An 18,607-nucleotide genomic window follows, 5' to 3' on the forward strand; every position below is an offset into this window, starting at 1 on the left:
AGTTGGGGGTTTCCCCCTGTGAGAGCAGGACGCCGCCAGGCAAAAGCAGAGAGGACAGCGGAAGCTGTCCTCTTTTTGTGTTTTTTTAGTTAAAACTTTTACTTGTTTCTTTCTTCTAGAGCTTTGACTAACTCTTCTCCTAATGCTTCAGAAGAAAAGGGATCACGTCCGGTCAACAGCTGATCATTTCCCCATACGATTTTTTCTTCTGATGTATAGTCAGCGATCTTTCTCATTTCTCCTTCAAGGCTGTATGGCAGAATATCCGGGAGACCTTCTGGTTCCATGGCTTCCGGATACCCAGTGACACGTAAGCCGGAAATGATGCTTTTGCCATCAGGACGCTTTGTCCAGATTAAAGGAGCGGGCCCGTGGCATACGGCAGACACAATATTTCCGTTATCGTAAATGGAGTTAATGATTTGATGCAGCTCTTCACTTTTAGCTAGATCATACATAGCTCCATGGCCTCCTACAATGAGCACAGCGTCATATTCATCGGGGTTTACTTCAGATAGAGCCGTCGTATGGTCCGCTTTTCCGGATTCGTACAAGGTTTTATATTTCCCTTCAGGGTCATATTCTTTCGCTAAGCTATGTTTGTCAATTTCGGGTTTGCCGCCTAATGGAGAAGCTAAGTCTACTTGGTGCCCGGCTTTTTCAAGCAGCTCCATAGGGGCAAATAATTCTTCTCCCCACCATCCGGTTTCATAATTATTTTTTGCGTCTTTAAACCCGCTTGATAATACTGCTAATACTTTAGCCATAATTAATTCCTCCTTTTGCTGTTACACTCTCCATAAACAAGTTATCCTTTCTAAAACTTTTTAAACAATTATTCGAAGTGCATGACGGAAAAAGAGCAGCAAAGGAATTCAATAGCTGAATAGCGCAGGATTTTTGCTCCGGTTTTTGAACAGCTTTCGTGGTTACACCAGAAAGCGGCTATGTGAACAAATACGATAAAAAAACGCTGTCCTTCTGCTTGAAGGACAGCGCTTTTTTGAGAGGGCCGACTTTTAAAAACGAATGCGTGTAAAGCGGGAACAGCGCCTTATTCGTTTTCCTTAGAAAACCATTTAAAAAAGCGTTTCTTTTTTATTTCTGCTTTTTTAGCTTCCTGCGTATTTTTTAAAGATTCAAGAAGAAGCTGGTCCCGCTTGTTCAATGAATCCTTAATGTATTGCTGCTGCTCGTCTAATTTATTGACAAGCGCTTGATTAAACTGTTCCTGCCGTTCCATCCGTTCCATAATGACGGCTAAATCTTTCCGAATGCCACTTGCTGGTTCTTCATTGACAAGTTCAGGCTTTATTTGCGTTTCGCCTGTAGCAAAATAATATTCAATTTGTTTAATTGAATAGTTTTGCTCACGGCTCAATTTGCGGATCAGCAGCAGCCTCTTTAAAGCAGGCTCATCAAAATAGTTATATCCATTGTCTCCCTGAACGGTAGGAATATAAGGCTTTAACTCCCTCAGCCAATTACGGACGACACCAGGGCTTTCATTGACCTGTTTAGCGGCCTCTTTTACTGTTAAAAGCATTTCCTCTACGTGTTCAGCGGGATTTTCTACAGTTTGCTCTTTCGTTTGAGTCATGATTTTATCATCCTTTCAAGATAGGTTTCAACGCATGTTCCTGATAACGATACGGTACAAAAGGATCTTATAAAGGTGTGTCATGAATCTCAATAAGCTTTTCAGGTACGTTCTTTCATATATGTGTTAAGTTCGGTGTGTGGAAAGAATGTCCTTTCACTAAATTTGTCGTTTAGTTAGAGGTTTTAGGACCAAAGAAGAAAAGTGTGGAAACATGCAGGCCGGCTTCTGCTGCTTTGTTCTGTTTCCAGATGTTTTATCCATAGGAATCACGTTTTTTCCAGCCTGAGCAAAAGCCAAGCACATCGTTTTTTTCCAACTAAAGAATATAAATAGGCCAATATGTGCTTTTACCGGCCGTTCATTACGTAATATTGGAGTTTTAGTTACAATAAGTGGAAGGGTATGGGTGGAGGATGATGAAGCTTAAAAGAACATTTATTATATTTAAAAAGCAAAAAAGAAAAATAAATGGATTTGTTCTTTAGTTTTTGGGGTATAGCTAAAATGAAGTAATAAAAGAATATAATCATTGGGTAGGATAGCAAGGGTGGCTGTCAATGTATATGGCGTAGGTGGGGCCAATACGGTTAATAAAGACATTGTATTTTTTTATTACTTAAATTTCTATAATAAAACTGGCTTGCCAGTATCTGAAAAATAATAAATGAGCCCCTGGCCTTTATGAAGGTCGGGGGCTCATTTTCGTGTAGTGCTAACATTTATGCAAATATAACATATAGTAATTATAAGAAAGTAATCGATAGCATTCGCTGTTTAAAGGGCAGCGCTTTTTTTAGTGGCATGATAGGAATGTCATCTACCGGATCGATGGAAAAAAAGACTGTATATTGAAGAAGTTTTTGGGCAATTCTTTGAAAATGAACTCTTCCTTGAGTGAGCGGGTCTTATATGAACTAAAACGAATTTTCTATATAGGAAGAGGCAGATACACAAACCCTCCTGGTACGTATGTATCTCATTTTAAAAAGGAGAGGGAGAAATGAGAGACCTTGAACAAATTTATGAATTTTCAAAAGGGTTTGCTGCATACTTGCAGTCCATTAATGTCTCTGCCATGAAGGATGCTTATACAAAAGAAAAGCTTTGTCATTTTCAGAAGGCTTTTGCTGCTTTACCTATGCGTAATCTTGCGTGTGATCTAGCACTTTTAATTTCCCAGATGAAAGACGGGGCGCATTCTTCCGCTATCAGCTTTTATGCTTTCCCCATTCTCCAAAAAATTGATTTTCTCCCCGAGGAAACAAAAAAAGCATTGGATAATCATTTGTCTCGTTTTTCAAAAGGGCAGTACTTTTCTAGTATAGGGCGTATTATATCTGATCCCGGCCTTCAGAAGCAGACACTCACTTTTTTAAAAAAAGCAGGGATTTTAGAAGACCGCTTTATTGTAATATGCCCCCGTTGTTATAAAAGCCGCCTGTCTGCTTTTATGAATTTGTCGGAGAAGGAGGAGTTAGAGCGTCTCTTTTCACATCCTGAGAAAAAAGAAATCCTGGAAATGCATATAAGGGATCTTTGTCACTTATGCCAATTTCAGTTCCCCTATGATACCATTCAGGTTGATGAAATTCCTTTTCAAGTTTTAACAAAAGCGATAGGAGTTCCGGTGTCTGGCCTTTGCAAGGAATAAGGGAAAGAGTTCAATTCTCCCCCAAGAGTCCACATCGACGGGGAGGTTTGGCACCTCGATGTCGGCTGTAGTCGCTCCCAAGGGTTGGGGTGTTTGCCCATTAAAGTGGTGCGCAGGCTGATCGCACCTGAGGCAGGATAACATATGGAACGGTATGCCGTTACTCTACAGAGATTATCCAGCTTTGAAGGAACAATTTTGTTCCATATAGTCTGGTGGCAATAGCGAAGAGGTCACACCCGTTCCCATCCCGAACACGGCCGTTAAGCTCTTCAGCGCCGATGGTAGTTGGGGGTTTCCCCCTGTGAGAGCAGGACGCCGCCAGGCAAACAGAGAGGACAGCGAAAGCTTGTCCTCTTTTTTGTTGTCTTAAAATTGGTTAAGGTACCTTTTAGCTCAGCAAAATATAAACCGTTATTGTTCCTCCTTTTTCATTGCTGACACCAAGCTCGTAGTAATGCCAACACATGTGACAGTGAGGCAGGATAAGAAAATGGAACCATCTGAAATAATCATACTTCCGATAGAAACAATAAGAAAATCAATCATAAAAATGATGATGCCTGGGTTTAAATTTCTGTGTCTCGCAAATATGAGACCCAGGAGATCTGTTCCGCCGACGCTTGTATTAAACCAGAGCATACAGCCAATACCAAGACCAACCGTAACGCCTCCAAGAACAGCAAACACAACTGGAATGTTAAATTGTTCCCCAATAGCGTGCAGAGGATAAAATAAATCAATCATAAAAGACGAAAAAAGCATGCCATGGAGACTGTTATAAAAAAAAGAACGGCTGTAAAACCAGGAAAAAATAAAAATCGGTATATTGATTAAAATAATGACTAGCCCCACTTGTACTCCTGTCACGTAATGAGAAACGAGCCCGATGCCAATTGCTCCGCCGTCCAGCAGCTCAGAGGGAACAAGGAAGAAATTAATACCCACCGCAATAAAAAAGCTTCCAATTAGAATTGAAATAAATTTGCGAAGAAAGATGGTCATCCCTGCCCTCTGAAAGTGAATTTTAAATCATATGTGGTTTATATGCAGCGAGGAGTTAAAAATTTCATGATTTAATGGAGCTTTTGGAGAATAGAATCTTTTATTACTTTTCCTGTCTACAATGTGGACCCGGCATCTTTAGCCAGCCAGATAAAAAAAAGACGACCTTTAAGTCTTCGTGTCTGTAGACTAAGGTCATCCCTGTTATTTTCATTTCTTTTAATGGCATATAACTGCTGTCATGATTGTTCAGCCTGCTCTTTGATCTTGAAGTGTCTCCAGCTGGTCAAAGCTTCCATATTTTTCACGAACCAGGGTGAAAGCAAGGGCTCCAAGAAGACTCGGAACAGCAAATAGGATAAAAGCATTTTGGGGTGCCAGGCTGGTAGCCAGTAAAAAACCGATCAATATTGGTGCTGCAATCGCTCCGGTCCGTCCGACTCCAACAGCGAAGCCGACGCCAGTAGCCCGTACTTCTCTTGGATAAAACTCATAAATGTATGGGTTTGATAAATTTTGTGTTCCCGCCGTGCAGGCACCGCCTAGCGCAATTAATACATATAAAAGCAGGATATTAGAGGTAAAGCTCAGGGCAATAAAACAAATAGCGCTAAGCAAATACATGGAAATCAACACTTTCCGGTGTCCTACACGTTCTATAAAATATCCACCTAATAGGGAACCGCCTATTTGGCCGACGCCAAGCACCAAGCTGAACGAAAGACTGGATGACAGGGCATAGCCGGATTCCTGCATAATTTTTGGCAGCCATGTATTTAAGCCGTAAATCATAAGCAAACAGCTGAACACAGCAAGGCAAAAAGCAAATGTGCTCAATGCACGATGATGGATGAATAATTTCTTGACCGGAAATCCTTTTGCATTTTCTTTTGCGCTTGCATATTCATAATCGTCGGTTTCTTTATAATTTCCGCCAGGGTGAACACGATTTAGAATTTCCGCAAGTTTATCTCCCTGTCCGCGCAAAATATAATACGACAGAGATTCTGGAAATTTCTTTAAGAATAAAGGCAGGGTAAACAGTGGAATAATACCAAGCCAGTAAAGCACTCTCCAGCCCACATCCTGCATAACGGACATCCCAATCAATGCCGCCAAAATGCCTCCGACCGAATAACCGCAGTACATAGTGGCTACAATAAGTGCCCGGTTTTTTTTCGGGGAATACTCAGTCATCAGGGCAATCACGTTAGGCATCAAACCACCCATCCCGATTCCTGCAATGACACGCATGACGGTAAAGACCGTCGCATTTGGTGCAAGGCCTGAAAGAAACGTAAAAACACTAAATAAAAACATGCAGATAGCCAGAACTTTTTTGCGTCCGATTGTGTCGGCAAGTGGCCCGCATATAAAGGCACCGGCCATCATGCCGACCAATACATAACTTCCAATACTGCCGGCTTCAACCGGTGTTAAGCCGAAATCAGCCATCATCAGTGGAAGACCGATGCCGTACATGGCAATATCAAAACCATCAAATGCAATGGCGTACACACACCATAAAAAAACAATTAAATGAAATTTGTTGAAGCGGCTTGCCGCTACAACATCAGAAGCATTTACTTTACGCAATTTTTTCTTCCTCTCCGTGTCGGGTCACCTTTTTCTTTTTGGCTGTGTTCGTATCATAGCACGGCTGCACGGTTATAAAGTAACGCTTAATTTTGATAGACATATATAGCTAAAAGTTATAACATTGGGCGTTTTTTGATTTATGGTATGCAAGGAAGGAAACGACAAAACGGAAAAGATAAATGCTGCTGATTTTCCCTGCTGCCGAGAAGCAGAAAAACCACCAAAATATGTGCCTGCCAATAAAGCAGTAGGCGAACGATTGTAATCCAAAATAGCCAATATTATCTTTTTGCTTATGAAAGTAAAAAAAAAGCTCTTTTTTAAAATAGGGGAGCGGCCCGTGATACAAGTGAATAAGCACTGCTTACAGATCATATTTATGGAAAGGCGGAGATAGTGAATGGGGGAAAATTATGTTTATTCACGAGGTCCAATCCGGTGAATCCTTATTTCAGGTAAGCAGCAGATATAGAACGTCAGTGGATCAATTACGAATGGTCAATGGGCTGGTCGAAACCAATGTAGTGCCCGGGCAGGCACTTCTGATCCCTTTATACACCTATATTGTTCAGCCGGGAGACACGTTTTTTACCATTGCCAGAAAATCGTATGTAACCGCGGCGCAGCTGCGAGCCGCCAATCCTTCAGTTAATCCGGACTCTCTGCAGGCTGGTACACGTGTGCAAATACCCAATACACCTAACTATTTAGCCACTACGTTAAGTTTTTATGTGGTTCGAAGCCCTGTTTTGGACCAGGCACTCATCACGGACTTTGCGCCATATGCTTCCATTATCTCTCTTTTTGAATATCATTTTGCGGCAAATGGGGATATCGCCAATGATTTAAACGATGTAACAGCCGTTCAAACGACCTGGCAAAACCGCGTGACGCCCATTGTAACAGTTACCAATTTAACAGCGCAAGGCTTCAGTCCGGAGCTTGCTCATCAAGTATTAAACAATCCGACTGCAAGAACAAATCTGATCAATAATATCTTTTCACTCGTTTCCAGAAAAGGATATGGCGGGGTTAATATTGATTTTGAACAGGTGCGGGAAGGGGACCGTGATCTTTTCACAGGCTTTCTTCGACAGTTATCGGAACGATTGAAGCCGGCAGGGGTTGTTGTGACGGTAGCGGTCCCGGCTAAAACAAGCGAGGATATTCCATGGTTAAGAGGGTACGATTACGGCGGAATTGGGGCGGTAGTGGACTACATGTTTATCATGGCTTATGACTGGCATCACGCCGGCAGCGAACCGGGTCCTGGAGCTCCTATTACCGAAGTAAGAAGAACGATTGAATTTGCGTCCAGCCGGCTTCCGCGAAGCAAGATTATTTTGGGCATGCCGCTGTATGGCTACGACTGGGTTGTTCCATACACGCCTGGCACAGCAGCACGGGCGATTTCCAATCAAGATGCCATTGCCACAGCGATGAGATATCAATCTCCTATTCAATATTCAAGGGAAAATGAAACGCCTTTTTTCCGATACAGGGATGAACAGGGCATTGCACATGAAGTATGGTTTGAAGATGTAAGAAGCATCAGCGCTAAAATGCTTGCTGTTCGTCAAAATGGCCTGCAGGGTCTCGGAGCCTGGCAGCTCACGCTCGGTTTCCCGCAAGGGCCCTGGCTTTTAAGGAAGTTCTTCAGGGTTCGAAAAAGGTAAGGATTTGTACACAGGCGAGCGGCTTTTCAACAAGCCGCTTTGTTTCATAAAAACCGGCTAACCGGCTGTAATAAAAGGACAGCTTGAGCATGACAAAAAGATTCACGTGCAGTCCAGCCGTTTTTTCAAAGGAAAAAGGCGCAAAAAGGTGCGCCTTTATCGAGCAAATCTTTAAGTATATGGAAGCAGGAGAACACCAGATAGTTTTTGACACATGATGTCTACAGCTTCTTTTTCTATAAAGCTTAACAATTAAAGAACATCCAGTTTTACTACAATGGCCAGGAGGATTTGAAGAAGGGCTTGGATGTTCACGGCCAGGTCAGTATCCGTTGTTGTCACTTTAATGTGCTTGGAACCTTCGATCACTGTTTTCTGCGTATTTTTTTGCTTTGTTTTCATGAATTGCTTCAAGTCCTGCACCACAGCTTTTGTTTGATCTGAGTCACCGACTGTGATGCTGAGAACAACCGCGATGGCAACCTGGATGCCCAGCTGTAAGGATACGGCAGCCTGCGTATCTGTTGTTTGAACTTCGACATCTTCAGAATCCTTTACAATAATCCACTCAAAGGACTCTTGATCGTTAGAAACGGACTGATCTCCTTCTTGCAATACGTCCGCGTCTTTTTGTTTATCATCATCGCAATGATCCAAAGCTCTCCACTTTTTCTCACTCATGTTGTTCACCTCTTTCGTTTTTTATTGAACACTTGATTACAAGACGTCTAGTTTAACAACTAGCGCCACAAGCACTTGCAGAAGCGCCTGAATGTTCACAGCTAGATCGGTATCAGTTGTTGTAATTCTGACATCTTTTGAGTTGTCAATTACCACTTTTTGTTTGTTCGTCTGTTCCGCATCAAATTGCTGGAACAGCTCCTGTGCAACAGATTTACCTTCATCCGAGTCTCCAATTGTGATGCTGACAACAAGCGCAATTGCCAGCTGCAAGCCTACTTGAAGAGATACAGCGGCCTGTGTGTCAGTAGACTGCACCTCAACGTTGCAGGAATCTTTAATCCAGACTAATTCATCTGATTCCTGATCGATAAATGATTTTTGAACTCCGTCTTGTACCACTTCCGCATCCTCGTGCTTGTTGCGATCGTTTTCTTCCTCACGGCGCTTCCGTTTTCTTCTGTTGGACTCGTAATCGTCATAGCATTTTGACATAGTTCTAACCCTCCTTTTTTGCGTTATACCATACCATATGAAGTTATCAGTCTTTCGGAAAGGGCATCTGTAACTGTTTTAGAAAATAAAAAATGCCCCAAAGACGGGGCCTTTAGGGAAAAGTGGTTATTTTGATTCTTTTTTGTCGACAGGCGGCTTTTTCATAAATGAATCCACTTGCTTCGCCAGGTCTTCCACCAAATCTTTAAACATTTTTTTCTGCTCATCGGACAGCTGGCTTTTCGCTTTTTCGATATTCACACCGTTTTTTTGGAGTGTCGTGCTTACAAGTAGATCAATGACTTTATCAGACAGGATTTTCGGATTTTTGGAAGAATCGCTCATCAATACCGCTCCTTTATAAATAGTGATTTCTTATCAGCATATGCGCCTAATCTTCAAAAGGAAACTATATACTGCTGATGTTGGGTTGGTATGGAGTGGAAAACAAGATGACTGTATCAGAGAAAGAAGACCGCCGAACGAGGCCTGAGGCCTGTCACCAGGGATATATAATAACAGGAAAGATTAGAAGTGCAGAAATAAAGAGTATGGGAGAAGGGGTGTGAGAAGGTCAAACAGCATGAATTAGAAAGCTAGTGAAGACCTCTGCAACGAGGTTCTTTCCATTTATAGGCCGTAGGCGTAACATAAAAAAGAAAGATTTCCTGGTTATTTAACCAGCTTGTCTAACTTCCCAGAAATCGCTTTTAAAATTTGAGTCTTTTCCTGCTGTATTTTAAGAAATCGAATGAGAAACCAAACAAGAAATATAATAGGAGCAACATAAAAGAAAAGAGTCAAAATTGGAAAAATGGCAAAAAAAGCATCTCCAGCCATGAGACCGCCTCCTTTTTGAAAAAATGAGATCGAAACGACAGTTCACCGTCTTTACGATAACGATATATTATATCAGCCAAAAAATGAAGTTTGCTTCAAACCGAGCATGAAGGAAAACAGCGCATTTCAAAAACATAATCAGAAATTAAGAGAGAGCAACGAAAATTAAATAGATACATCCAATAATATAAAGAAATAATTCAAACATATTTAGATCCCCTTAACATTTATTCCATTATTATACACTAGTTAGATGATAAGTAAAGATAATATATACTTGATTACTAATAAAAGGAATATAATAGAACCGGATCGTTGAAGCAAAAAAGTGAATGGCTGGAGTTTTCACTTGAAGAACGAATCATAAAAAACAGCCAGGCGAGGGGAGCCTGGCTGCAGAAACGGTTTCGAACTATATCATATGAAATTTGGGGATTTAACAGTACCAGTTTAAACGGTTTACAGGATATTTATACAAAAAACAAAGGGGAAGAAAGGTATGGGTCTGGGCGGGAAAAAGATAAGAGCCCGGCGATTGAGGAAAATTAGTGGATGCTTAAAACAGCAGCCATCTTAGTTGTTTTTTGTATAAATGTGGTAAAATGTATAGGTGAAGAACAGGCTTTAATGTCGTTAATTATGTACAAAAAATAGAAGCAGGGAATAGAGTTACAGAAAAAGAAAGCCAGTGATATGGGGGATATAATGTGGGGCTGAGACGGACAAAAATCAAGTTATATAAAGGGCGCTTGTTGGCCGCACTCTTTTTAACAGGGAATGTATGGTTCGCATTTGCATACCAGCAGGGTTTTGCACAGAAAGGATTCGGGGCTTCTGAACCCATAATTCTTTTTATATATATAGGCGTTATCTGGGGAGCAGGTGCTTTATATGACCGGCAGCAAAAACAAAAAGATATACTCCAGCACAACCATGATCGATTCCGGCTGATCTTTGAAAAGTCAGGAGTCGGCATCGCATTAATGGAGCCTGGCGGGAAAATTGTTTTTGTAAATCCAAAAATGACTGAAATGTTTGGATACAAAAAAGAAGCATTCTTAAATATGACTTTTCGCGATTTTAGCCATCCAAAAGACGTTCTGCCGAATAATGACCTGCTCGACAAGCTTGTAAGCGGGGAAATTGAGTATTACCAGCTTGAAAAAAGATACATTTGCGAGGATGGCCGGACGATTTGGGGAAAAGTGACGTCTTCTTTAATGGTGGACGAAGACGAGCAGGAAACATTGATTATTGGTGTTGTAGTCGATATTACGGAGCGCAAAATGATGGAAAGAAAGCTGAAGGAAGCCAATGAGTCATTGGAGAAGATGTCCCATACAGACAGTTTAACAGGCCTCCTTAATCGAAGAGGAATCGAAAAGCATTTAGAAACAGAGTGGGAGAACGCCCGGAAAAACGGTCATTTTATTTCGTTTATGATCATCGATATTGATTATTTTAAATATTACAACGATCATTATGGCCACTTAAGGGGAGACAGCTGCCTTATTAAGGTAGCGGGCGTCATTCAAAAAACAATGGAGCAAAGCGGCGCTTGTATCAGCCGCTACGGAGGAGAAGAATTTCTTATTGCGCTTCCCGGGTGCAGCCCGGAAGAAGCTCTTTTGCGGGCAGAAGCGCTATGCCAAAGCATAGAAGAGGAAAGAATCGAACATAGGAACTCTCCGGCAGCCCCTTGGGTTACGGTCAGCATAGGAGCAGCCGGATTGATTCCAGGCGCCTCGCATTCTTTTACGGCTTTATTCAAGCAGGCTGATCAAGCGTTGTATCAAGCCAAGCAAAATGGACGAAACAGAGTGCATACGCAGCTCTCATCAAGTAATGAAGCAAAGCTTTTAAGAAGGCATCCATGAGCCATTTTCACTCACATCAACGAACAGACTTTTTCGGTTAGGCGAAGATTGGACACAGAAACTTAGCTTATCCCAGCCGCTGAACCATCAAGATACTCAGAAGCATATATAAGCGCCCCGGTGATTTTGCAGCACCGATATAGGTGAATGGGAAGAAGTTGAAATCTTTATTGAAGGAGATGAACGAGGCTCTCTTTAGGAAAAATCAAGTAAGTCAACAGAATGCCATTATTCTCCCACTGAAGCTCCGCCGCTGGCGGAGCTTTTTGTACAAAAGCCATCCATCTGAAAAAACAGGTCTTCCCCGATAGCTCACATTCTATTCTACTATTGAATATCTTATAAAACAGCCCGAAAAGAAAGGAATGGAGACGGATGGACCTTCCTGTTATTTTATCTGGCCCTGTTTTAAGAAGAGTGGATCAAAGCAGTGTTTTTATCTGGATCGCCACAAGCAAGCCTTTTCAGATCAGCGCAAAACTGTACCAGCTCGAGCCATCAGGAAAAGACGATGGACCAGTCAGCGGCCAAAGCGAGATGGAGTGTGTCCGTTTTGGAAAGCAGTTGTTTGTTTATATGATTAAAATCACTCCTGCCTCAGGTACTTTTCCACTTCAAACCCTCCTCGGTTACAACCTTTTCTTTACAAAGGGATCAGACACCGTCGATTTGAGCCATTTTGGCCTGCTCGATCCCGGTGCGGACTCACTTGTCTATGGAAAGCTTCCCTATCCATCCTTTTTCATTTCGGAAGGAAAACATACAAACGTTTTATATGGCTCATGCCGAAAACTTCATGGAAAAGGCGAAGATGCCCTGGCGGCAGGAGATATGCATATGGAAGAAACCGTTCATGTATTGGAAAAAAGACCGCAGGCACTTTTTCTGCTGGGAGACCAGATTTATGCGGATCATGTGGCAGACCCGCTGTTCCCGGTGATTACGTCTCTTGGCAGGCAGCTGGCGGGCCAAGAAGAACCGCTTTACAAAATAGATAAACGCCTGGAAAGGTATTCTTCTCTTAATAAAATTCATGGAAGAAAATTGATTATGGATCATCTATGCCGGTTTACATCTAACCAGTCGTATAATCATCTTATTCAATTTTCCGAATATGCAGCTCTATACGTGTTATCCTGGGGTCCGCAAGTATGGGAGTATATTCAGGAAAACGGGGGGCTTCCTGTTTTTGAAGAAGAGTTAGCGAATGACCGGATTCACTTTGTATTTTCTACAGAGCCCGCTTTTCAGAAAGTGCACGATTTGGAACTTTGGCAGCATAAACAGCGTTTTGCGGAACAAACAGAAGAGCTGAGAGAGTCCATTGCTTCGTTAAAGCGCGTCAGGCGCCTGATGGCGAATGTCCCATCTTATATGATTTTTGATGACCATGACATCACCGATGATTGGAACCTGTCAGAGGAATGGAAAGAAAACGTCAAAAACTCGCCGCTTGGGTCTCATGTTGTAGCCAACGGTTTAGGAGCGTATTGGGCTTTCCAAGGCTGGGGAAACGCACCCGATTCGTTTGATCAGCCGTTTTTAAAAACCATGAAGCGATACGCTCGACACTTCGACGTGGAATCGGAAAGCTACAGGGACTGGCTGCACACTTTATGGAATTATCCGTCCTGGCATTTTATCGCTCCTACTGAGCCGAAAACCGTTTTTTTAGATACGCGGACGAAAAGAGGGTATGAGGTTCCATCTGCTCCTGGGAGGGTCGGCCGGATCATGCAGGAGAAATTGCAAAGTCCGGAGCTCGTGCGCCAAAGCGCCTGGCCGGCTATTGCTGCGTTGCTGAAAGAGAGTGGCTGGAAGAGAGGGGAAATGTTAATGGTCGCTTCACCTGCTCCGCTCTATGGAGTTGGCTTAATTGAATCCGCTTTGCACACATACACCAATCCTCTTCGGCTAATCGGCATTCCTGTTCATGAGCTGTTTGATTTCGAAGCCTGGAAGTACAATGGGCAAGGTTTTACGGCTTTTTTAGAGCAAATCTTTAACTGGGCGCCGCATCATTGTTTTATTCTTTCTGGAGATGTTCACTACGCCTCCTCGGTTTACACGGCCGTCGAATCCAATGACGGACGAAGCGCGCATATTATGCAATGCACGAGCAGCCCGATCAATAATGCCAGCTTCTCAGGCGTATGGGGCCGTCTGATGGAGTCTGTGGCCCGGATCAACGCATTCAAACGAAAAAAGAAAAGCATCATCCGCTATTGCGACGAGCAGGGCCGGATCGTTTGCCAAGAACCAGGTGCTGCTGTACCTAAGAACTGTTTGTGGAAAGAAACGCTCCAGTATATAGCTACAACGGGTGGGTCTATTATGGAGACCGATAATAATCTGGGACTGCTCAGCTTTACAGAAAAGGTGGCACAAAATCATTTATTGATACACCGGACGTGGCAGAAAAAGAAAGTTCTTTTTAACCAAATAGATCTTCATTAAGCACAGTCATGATTAAAAAGTCGGAAGCTTGCCATACTATCCAAAAAGGAGGGGATGGCATGTCACAAGATCGGTTTGAACAAGTATACGATCAGTACAAACAGCAAAGTCAGCAGATGGCTTCCCAGGTAATTCAAAATTCTTCTTCGGATGGACAGGAACAAATCACCGCAGTCCGGAAAAACGAGGAAGGAGATATTATAGCATTCAAAACCAGCAGCGGCCGAGAGCTGGATTACATGGAAGCGCTGAAAGAAGCAAAAGCAGGACGTCTCGCCCATGTGGATGTTTTTGAGCGATATGGGCGTGAAATTATTCGCAGTGAACCGGATGGCACAAAGGAAAACAATTTAGATAATCTTGATACCTTTTGAAGGATTACTTAAAGCGTTTTTAACTTGCAGGCAAATCATAATGTCTGCATTTTTTTATCATAGGACTATTAGATAAACATATAGCACTGGTCCAAAAAGAGATAAATTTAAAATAAAAAAGCAATGCTGGCTGCATTGTTCACTTAGACTCGCTTATTTTCTTTGATTTAAATTAGCAGGCTTTTACTATGCTCGACGCCTAGTAACTGAAGGGCATCTTTGACGGTCGACACAGTTGGGGTGGATTTAAAAGTTGTTCCTATCTGAACGGCCATTTTTGCTGTTTCTGGTCTTATCCCTGTTAAGAGAGAACGCACACCAAGCATGAGTAATACTTGATTCATTTTAAAAATGTATTCTGTTACGACAGAATCTAAGTTATAAAGACCAGAGAAATCTATAATTAAGAATTTTATATTTTGTTTTTGAGCTTTTATCGGAACACTTTCTAATATTTGCGTTGCTCTTTGTTCATCTATAGAACCTGCTAGAGGAAGTACGGCAATTCCGTCTAGAAGAGGAACGAGGGTTGAAGACAACTCATTTACTTGCTCTAACATCCTTTTTTGCTCACTTTCCGCTGCCTTTCTTTCTGTTATATCCCGTACATATGTCTGAATCGCTTTTGTCTCACCCATCCATACAGGATGACAATATAATTCAACTTCAACGGTTGTGCCATCCATTCTGTAGATTGTTTCTTCAATTACCTTTGCTGGCTGTTCGTAAGCCGATTGTATCCTTTTTTCTATTGCTGATTTGGATGTATCTTTGAAAATATCTAAAGGACTTGCTCCGATGATATCTTTTTTAGGGGCTCTAAAAAATATTTCTGCAGCACGATTGATATCAATAATTTTTAGCTGTGAATGAATAATTAATGGTTCCAAGGCATACTCAATTACTTGTTTATAATCGATATCTGAAATGGTTTCACTCATATAGTTCACTCCTAATTAAATGGTATAGCGGTTTTTCAATTTTATCTAGTGATTAAACCCTCCTATTTGATAAGGTTGTAATACACTGAAGCAGCTGTAATTGAAGAGAAACCGCACAAGGATTTTAGATCATTACCGTGTAGACAGAAAAATACGAACTATTATTTAATCTAGTCTTTATTAAAAAGTAACATAGTATGATATAGAAATGTTCTATTTTAAAAAATAATCATGCTTTTTAAATTAAACATATAAGAATAGATCATTTTTAATCTCGTGGAAAACATAGGAGCATTTGAATAAGAAATGCAGCCGTCCGACCGAATACTCAATAGTTGCTGGTAAGCTAAGATGATAAATTGACATCGATTTTATCTCACTGGCAAGTTTCCTTTCATTATCCTTTACATACTCATAGCCCTATTTATTTAGGGAAAGTTAAAAACCACTTTTCTTTGACCATAAAAATGCCTCTGTTACTTACCAGTTTTTTTCTTTCTATGAGATTTTCACTTCCTAACTCTAAAGATAGGGGTGTGTCAATGGTCTGCTTTCAATCAAACAGGTATTTACCTTTTTCCTCTTTATAAGGCAGCTAATCCCGCTATTCCCTAAAACGGTTTCGTACGTTTGTGTAAATTTTGTGCCATTAATTTGCAAGAATTCTAATATGTTTGAGTGATTTTCTGTTTAATAGTTCCTTGGTAGTCTATATAATAAAAATAAAGTTCTCAAATCGAGAACTTTCGGGGAGAATAACATAGATAAAACCCGGTACTGCCTGGCAGAAGATTCTTTTGGCCACTACGTGTATGGAGAAACGGAAGATGTGTTGCTTTTTATAAAGCCTAACCAAGATATAGAGTAGAAGTTTCACTTTTATGTAGACATAGAGGATTTGTTGCACACTGTAAAAGATAGAAAAGAAAAGCGGCCAGTCATTATCATAGATTTTTTATGAACAGCCAAGTCCAAAGATCTATAGGAAAATATTGTCGATCAATATAAATAGTAGGTTATGCCCTGCTTAAAGGAGCAGAAGGGATGAAAAAGTTAGTATCTGAGGAGAAGTTTTTAGAATACATTTTAAGTTCAATGGATGAGACGCTTATTTTGATTGATCAGGAACTAAAGATTCAATATATTAACCCTTCTGGGGAGCGCTTATTTGGACTCGAAGAAGTTGATTACGAAGGGAAGCATATTTATAACGAGGCAAAATTTGTACAGCTGCCTATCGATTACAATAATAAGGTATTGGAAGAAGTTATAAAAACAGGGGAAGCACGAAAAAACGTTTTAAGAAAAACATTTACAAACAGGATTTTGTCAATGAATGCCATTCCTTTAGTGGAAGAAGGCATGAAAAAAGGCGTTTTGCTTACGGGAAAAGATGTAACGGATATTGTAGACATACAAAATGAAATCGATATGGCTTTTGCTTTAACACTTCCAAATACTAGAGTGGAACATAAATTGAAGAATACAGTGGAGTATAATGATATTTATAATCCTGAAACAAAGATGATTACCATCACAGGAATTATACCGGATGGCGGGTACCGCCATGTAGTGAATTGCCTTAAACTTCTTTCTAATTTGTATCAACAAGGTATTGCAAAAATCATTGGTATTGATAAAGATCAGTTAGTACAGGCTTTTATCTTTCATGATTTGGGTAAATCTCAGCCTATTCTGTCTATTGGCGATGTAGTCGACCCCAAAAAAGTTTTTGAAGACAGCAAACGGCATGCTTGCCGGGGAGCTGAAATTGCCAAACAATTTTACTCCGTACATCAAGACATTGTCGACATTATTTATTACCATCACCATGGAGAGCATGAGCTTCCTGATACATTTCCATGGCGGCTGCGTCCGATGCATCGATTATTTCAGGTAGTGGATGGTTTATCGGCTTCGATTACAAGAGGGGGAGGGAAAGTGGAATTCATTGTTCATGATTGCACCCTCACGATAACGGAAACAAATCACCGCCCTCAATACAATGGAACCTGGCAAATTGATTTATTTACTGGAAAGAGAACTAAATTGAAGTAGGTAAAGCAATGTTTCTTTTGTAGAAACATATTGAACAATTTATTTTTCTGAAAAATCATGTACACTAATGAAAGGGTATGGAGATTTATGGACGAGATCAACATTGCTCAATCACTAGAAAAGTTCATATATAGAAAAGAAATAAAAAAGACCCTCTCCCACATTGAGCCGGGATTAAAGAATCATAAGGATTTATCAACGGTGTTTTTTAGTCTATATGAAAAAGGGATCATTGGTGAGGATGAGCTGGCAGCACTTCAAACAAAATTTATGTTAAACCAGTTCATTTCTTTAATGGAGCATCATTTTAAAGAATTAAGCTGCGGCATATACATACATGATGAAAATGAGAAGAAAATGTGGAATGGAGCAGTGAAGAATGTTTCACCAGGGTACAATGAATATTCCAGAGGTTTATCCACTGTAAATGATATTCTAGATGGCGATGAGATCCCTGTATATTCGAAACACATCGTTGCCATTCCGGACCTGGAAAGAGGCGAAGACATTACCTCTCTTAACCATAAAAAAGAACTTTTAAAAAATGGGTACCAAGCGGTCTGCTGCTCGCCGCTTACCTATAGAGGCCATATCATTGGGCACTCTGTGATGTATTCTGAATCAAAAAGAATATTTACAGCGGAGGAAATAAACATGTTCAGCATGTATATGACACTCATTGAGGAGAAATTAGCGGAAATTAAAAATCATTTACTCCCTATTCTTAAAAATGCAAAATAAGATATGCCAATCCATATAAGTAATTGAAAAGAGGTGAGTACCATTATAGGGTATGGAGAAAAATTAAGAGGGCTTCGGTTAGAAAAAAATCTCACCATGGATGATGCTGCAAAAATTGTCAATGTCGCAAAATCGACCTATGCTGGATACGAGTCTGAGTTCCGGCAGCCTTCTTTAGAAAAAATGACATTGTTTGCCCACTATTATAATGTTTCAGTGGATTACATCCTATGCTTAACGGACCAAAAAGAAAGAAAAGACCGGTTTGAAGGCTTTAATACGAAAAACCTGCTCGCTGGAGAGCTTCATTGGGATGGTGTCCCTTTAAATGAAGAAGAATTAAATCATATTAATCAATTTTTAAAAGCCGTAGAAGAGAGAAGCAAAAAAAACCAAACAGGGAAAAAGTTTGGATAATTTTCCTGGTAAATGCAGGGTGAAAATGCTATGCCGTCAAAAAAACAGCATGGAATGAATCACCGTAGCCTGACCATGTGAATGTTTTTTATTCAATGTTCTGATCAATGTACACAGCAGCCAGTGGGGATGACGTGGTAGTTGAAATGATTTTCAGCGTTTTTTATATCGATGGCTTATTCCTTGGGTTTG

17 protein-coding genes, 1 rRNA gene and 1 other annotated feature are annotated in these 18,607 nt (G+C 40.9%); of the genes, 9 read left to right on the forward strand and 9 right to left on the reverse strand.

Annotated elements, in window-relative coordinates; all coding sequences use genetic code 11:
- Positions 1–98 precede the first annotated feature (98 nt).
- Both L2D08_RS21940 and L2D08_RS21945 read right to left on the reverse strand, forming a co-directional pair.
- Positions 99–767 carry a type 1 glutamine amidotransferase domain-containing protein gene (locus L2D08_RS21940; RefSeq protein WP_242237334.1) on the reverse strand — a complete coding sequence of 223 codons (669 nt, stop codon included), beginning with the start codon at positions 765–767 and terminating at the stop codon, positions 99–101.
- 287 nt (positions 768–1,054) lie between these two features.
- Positions 1,055–1,600: a MerR family transcriptional regulator gene (locus L2D08_RS21945; RefSeq protein WP_242237337.1), complete on the reverse strand. Its 546-nt coding sequence runs from the start codon at positions 1,598–1,600 to the stop codon at positions 1,055–1,057.
- Between the two features lie 1,003 nt (positions 1,601–2,603).
- Here L2D08_RS21945 and L2D08_RS21950 point away from each other — a divergent pair.
- On the forward strand, positions 2,604–3,254 hold the full coding sequence (locus L2D08_RS21950) for a hypothetical protein (protein ID WP_242237339.1): 651 nt from the start codon (positions 2,604–2,606) through the stop codon (positions 3,252–3,254).
- Positions 3,255–3,262: 8 nt separating this feature from the next.
- Positions 3,263–3,393 (forward strand) — a sequence feature (23S ribosomal RNA rRNA prediction is too short).
- A 72-nt stretch (positions 3,394–3,465) separates the two neighbouring features.
- Positions 3,466–3,581: ribosomal RNA gene (gene rrf / locus L2D08_RS21955) — 5S ribosomal RNA — on the forward strand.
- Between the two features lie 87 nt (positions 3,582–3,668).
- On the opposite strand, the gene L2D08_RS21960 is transcribed toward rrf, so the two are convergent.
- Both L2D08_RS21960 and L2D08_RS21965 read right to left on the reverse strand, forming a co-directional pair.
- Positions 3,669–4,259 carry a YitT family protein gene (locus L2D08_RS21960; RefSeq protein ID WP_242237341.1) on the reverse strand — a complete coding sequence of 197 codons (591 nt, stop codon included), beginning with the start codon at positions 4,257–4,259 and terminating at the stop codon, positions 3,669–3,671.
- Positions 4,260–4,508: 249 nt separating this feature from the next.
- Complete coding sequence (locus L2D08_RS21965; RefSeq protein ID WP_242237342.1) at positions 4,509–5,855, reverse strand: MFS transporter; 1,347 nt, start codon at positions 5,853–5,855, stop codon at positions 4,509–4,511.
- Positions 5,856–6,271: 416 nt separating this feature from the next.
- Here L2D08_RS21965 and L2D08_RS21970 point away from each other — a divergent pair, with 416 nt between their 5' ends.
- Positions 6,272–7,534, forward strand: a complete 1,263-nt coding sequence (locus L2D08_RS21970) for a glycoside hydrolase family 18 protein (protein ID WP_242237345.1) — start codon at positions 6,272–6,274, stop codon at positions 7,532–7,534.
- A gap of 252 nt (positions 7,535–7,786) precedes the next feature.
- Here the strand turns inward: L2D08_RS21970 and L2D08_RS21975 are convergent, their stop codons facing one another.
- The 4 genes from L2D08_RS21975 to L2D08_RS21990 all read right to left on the reverse strand — a co-directional run bounded on the left by L2D08_RS21975 (position 7,787) and on the right by L2D08_RS21990 (position 9,550).
- Positions 7,787–8,215, reverse strand: a complete 429-nt coding sequence (locus L2D08_RS21975; RefSeq protein ID WP_242237348.1) for a spore coat protein — start codon at positions 8,213–8,215, stop codon at positions 7,787–7,789.
- Between the two features lie 36 nt (positions 8,216–8,251).
- Positions 8,252–8,710 (reverse strand): spore coat protein, encoded by a 459-nt coding sequence (locus L2D08_RS21980; protein WP_242237351.1) that lies wholly within the window; start codon positions 8,708–8,710, stop codon positions 8,252–8,254.
- 126 nt (positions 8,711–8,836) lie between these two features.
- Entirely contained in the window at positions 8,837–9,055 is a 219-nt protein-coding gene (locus L2D08_RS21985; protein ID WP_242237357.1) for a spore coat protein, read from the reverse strand.
- A 327-nt stretch (positions 9,056–9,382) separates the two neighbouring features.
- A complete protein-coding gene (locus L2D08_RS21990; protein ID WP_242237359.1) occupies positions 9,383–9,550 on the reverse strand; it encodes a hypothetical protein in 168 nt (55 codons plus the stop codon).
- A gap of 707 nt (positions 9,551–10,257) precedes the next feature.
- Between L2D08_RS21990 and L2D08_RS21995 the strand changes: the two genes are divergently transcribed.
- The 3 genes from L2D08_RS21995 (at position 10,258) to L2D08_RS22005 (ending at position 14,258) form a co-directional block, all read left to right on the forward strand.
- On the forward strand, positions 10,258–11,427 hold the full coding sequence (locus L2D08_RS21995; RefSeq protein WP_242237360.1) for a sensor domain-containing diguanylate cyclase: 1,170 nt from the start codon (positions 10,258–10,260) through the stop codon (positions 11,425–11,427).
- Positions 11,428–11,802: 375 nt separating this feature from the next.
- Complete coding sequence (locus L2D08_RS22000; protein WP_242237362.1) at positions 11,803–13,884, forward strand: metallophosphoesterase family protein; 2,082 nt, start codon at positions 11,803–11,805, stop codon at positions 13,882–13,884.
- A 59-nt stretch (positions 13,885–13,943) separates the two neighbouring features.
- Positions 13,944–14,258, forward strand: a complete 315-nt coding sequence (locus L2D08_RS22005) for a DUF3892 domain-containing protein (protein ID WP_242237364.1) — start codon at positions 13,944–13,946, stop codon at positions 14,256–14,258.
- A 167-nt stretch (positions 14,259–14,425) separates the two neighbouring features.
- Here L2D08_RS22005 and L2D08_RS22010 read toward each other — a convergent pair whose 3' ends face one another.
- Positions 14,426–15,199: a PAS domain S-box protein gene (locus L2D08_RS22010; protein ID WP_242237365.1), complete on the reverse strand. Its 774-nt coding sequence runs from the start codon at positions 15,197–15,199 to the stop codon at positions 14,426–14,428.
- Positions 15,200–16,243: 1,044 nt separating this feature from the next.
- Between L2D08_RS22010 and L2D08_RS22015 the strand changes: the two genes are divergently transcribed.
- The 3 genes from L2D08_RS22015 (at position 16,244) to L2D08_RS22025 (ending at position 18,415) form a co-directional block, all read left to right on the forward strand.
- A complete protein-coding gene (locus L2D08_RS22015; protein WP_242237367.1) occupies positions 16,244–17,257 on the forward strand; it encodes a PAS domain S-box protein in 1,014 nt (337 codons plus the stop codon).
- 87 nt (positions 17,258–17,344) lie between these two features.
- A complete protein-coding gene (locus L2D08_RS22020; RefSeq protein ID WP_242237369.1) occupies positions 17,345–17,998 on the forward strand; it encodes a GAF domain-containing protein in 654 nt (217 codons plus the stop codon).
- 33 nt (positions 17,999–18,031) lie between these two features.
- Positions 18,032–18,415, forward strand: a complete 384-nt coding sequence (locus L2D08_RS22025; protein ID WP_309241464.1) for a helix-turn-helix domain-containing protein — start codon at positions 18,032–18,034, stop codon at positions 18,413–18,415.
- Positions 18,416–18,607 lie beyond the last annotated feature (192 nt).

This window comes from Domibacillus sp. PGB-M46, from assembly GCF_022668875.1.
GTDB lineage: Bacteria > Bacillota > Bacilli > Bacillales > Domibacillaceae > Domibacillus.

What these genes read in the sequence shown, in the direction of transcription:
- L2D08_RS21975 (WP_242237348.1), bottom strand. Translation starts at nt 8,215, where the DNA reads ATGAGTGAGAAAAAGTGGAGAGCTTTGGATCATTGCGATGATGATAAA.
- L2D08_RS21940 (WP_242237334.1), bottom strand. Translation starts at nt 767, where the DNA reads ATGGCTAAAGTATTAGCAGTATTATCAAGCGGGTTTAAAGACGCAAAA.
- L2D08_RS21950 (WP_242237339.1), top strand. Translation starts at nt 2,604, where the DNA reads ATGAGAGACCTTGAACAAATTTATGAATTTTCAAAAGGGTTTGCTGCA.
- L2D08_RS22005 (WP_242237364.1), top strand. Translation starts at nt 13,944, where the DNA reads ATGTCACAAGATCGGTTTGAACAAGTATACGATCAGTACAAACAGCAA.
- L2D08_RS21990 (WP_242237359.1), bottom strand. Translation starts at nt 9,550, where the DNA reads ATGGCTGGAGATGCTTTTTTTGCCATTTTTCCAATTTTGACTCTTTTC.
- L2D08_RS21985 (WP_242237357.1), bottom strand. Translation starts at nt 9,055, where the DNA reads ATGAGCGATTCTTCCAAAAATCCGAAAATCCTGTCTGATAAAGTCATT.
- L2D08_RS22010 (WP_242237365.1), bottom strand. Translation starts at nt 15,199, where the DNA reads ATGAGTGAAACCATTTCAGATATCGATTATAAACAAGTAATTGAGTAT.
- L2D08_RS21945 (WP_242237337.1), bottom strand. Translation starts at nt 1,600, where the DNA reads ATGACTCAAACGAAAGAGCAAACTGTAGAAAATCCCGCTGAACACGTA.
- L2D08_RS22015 (WP_242237367.1), top strand. Translation starts at nt 16,244, where the DNA reads ATGAAAAAGTTAGTATCTGAGGAGAAGTTTTTAGAATACATTTTAAGT.
- L2D08_RS21970 (WP_242237345.1), top strand. Translation starts at nt 6,272, where the DNA reads ATGTTTATTCACGAGGTCCAATCCGGTGAATCCTTATTTCAGGTAAGC.
- L2D08_RS21980 (WP_242237351.1), bottom strand. Translation starts at nt 8,710, where the DNA reads ATGTCAAAATGCTATGACGATTACGAGTCCAACAGAAGAAAACGGAAG.
- L2D08_RS21960 (WP_242237341.1), bottom strand. Translation starts at nt 4,259, where the DNA reads ATGACCATCTTTCTTCGCAAATTTATTTCAATTCTAATTGGAAGCTTT.
- L2D08_RS22000 (WP_242237362.1), top strand. Translation starts at nt 11,803, where the DNA reads ATGGACCTTCCTGTTATTTTATCTGGCCCTGTTTTAAGAAGAGTGGAT.
- L2D08_RS22020 (WP_242237369.1), top strand. Translation starts at nt 17,345, where the DNA reads ATGGACGAGATCAACATTGCTCAATCACTAGAAAAGTTCATATATAGA.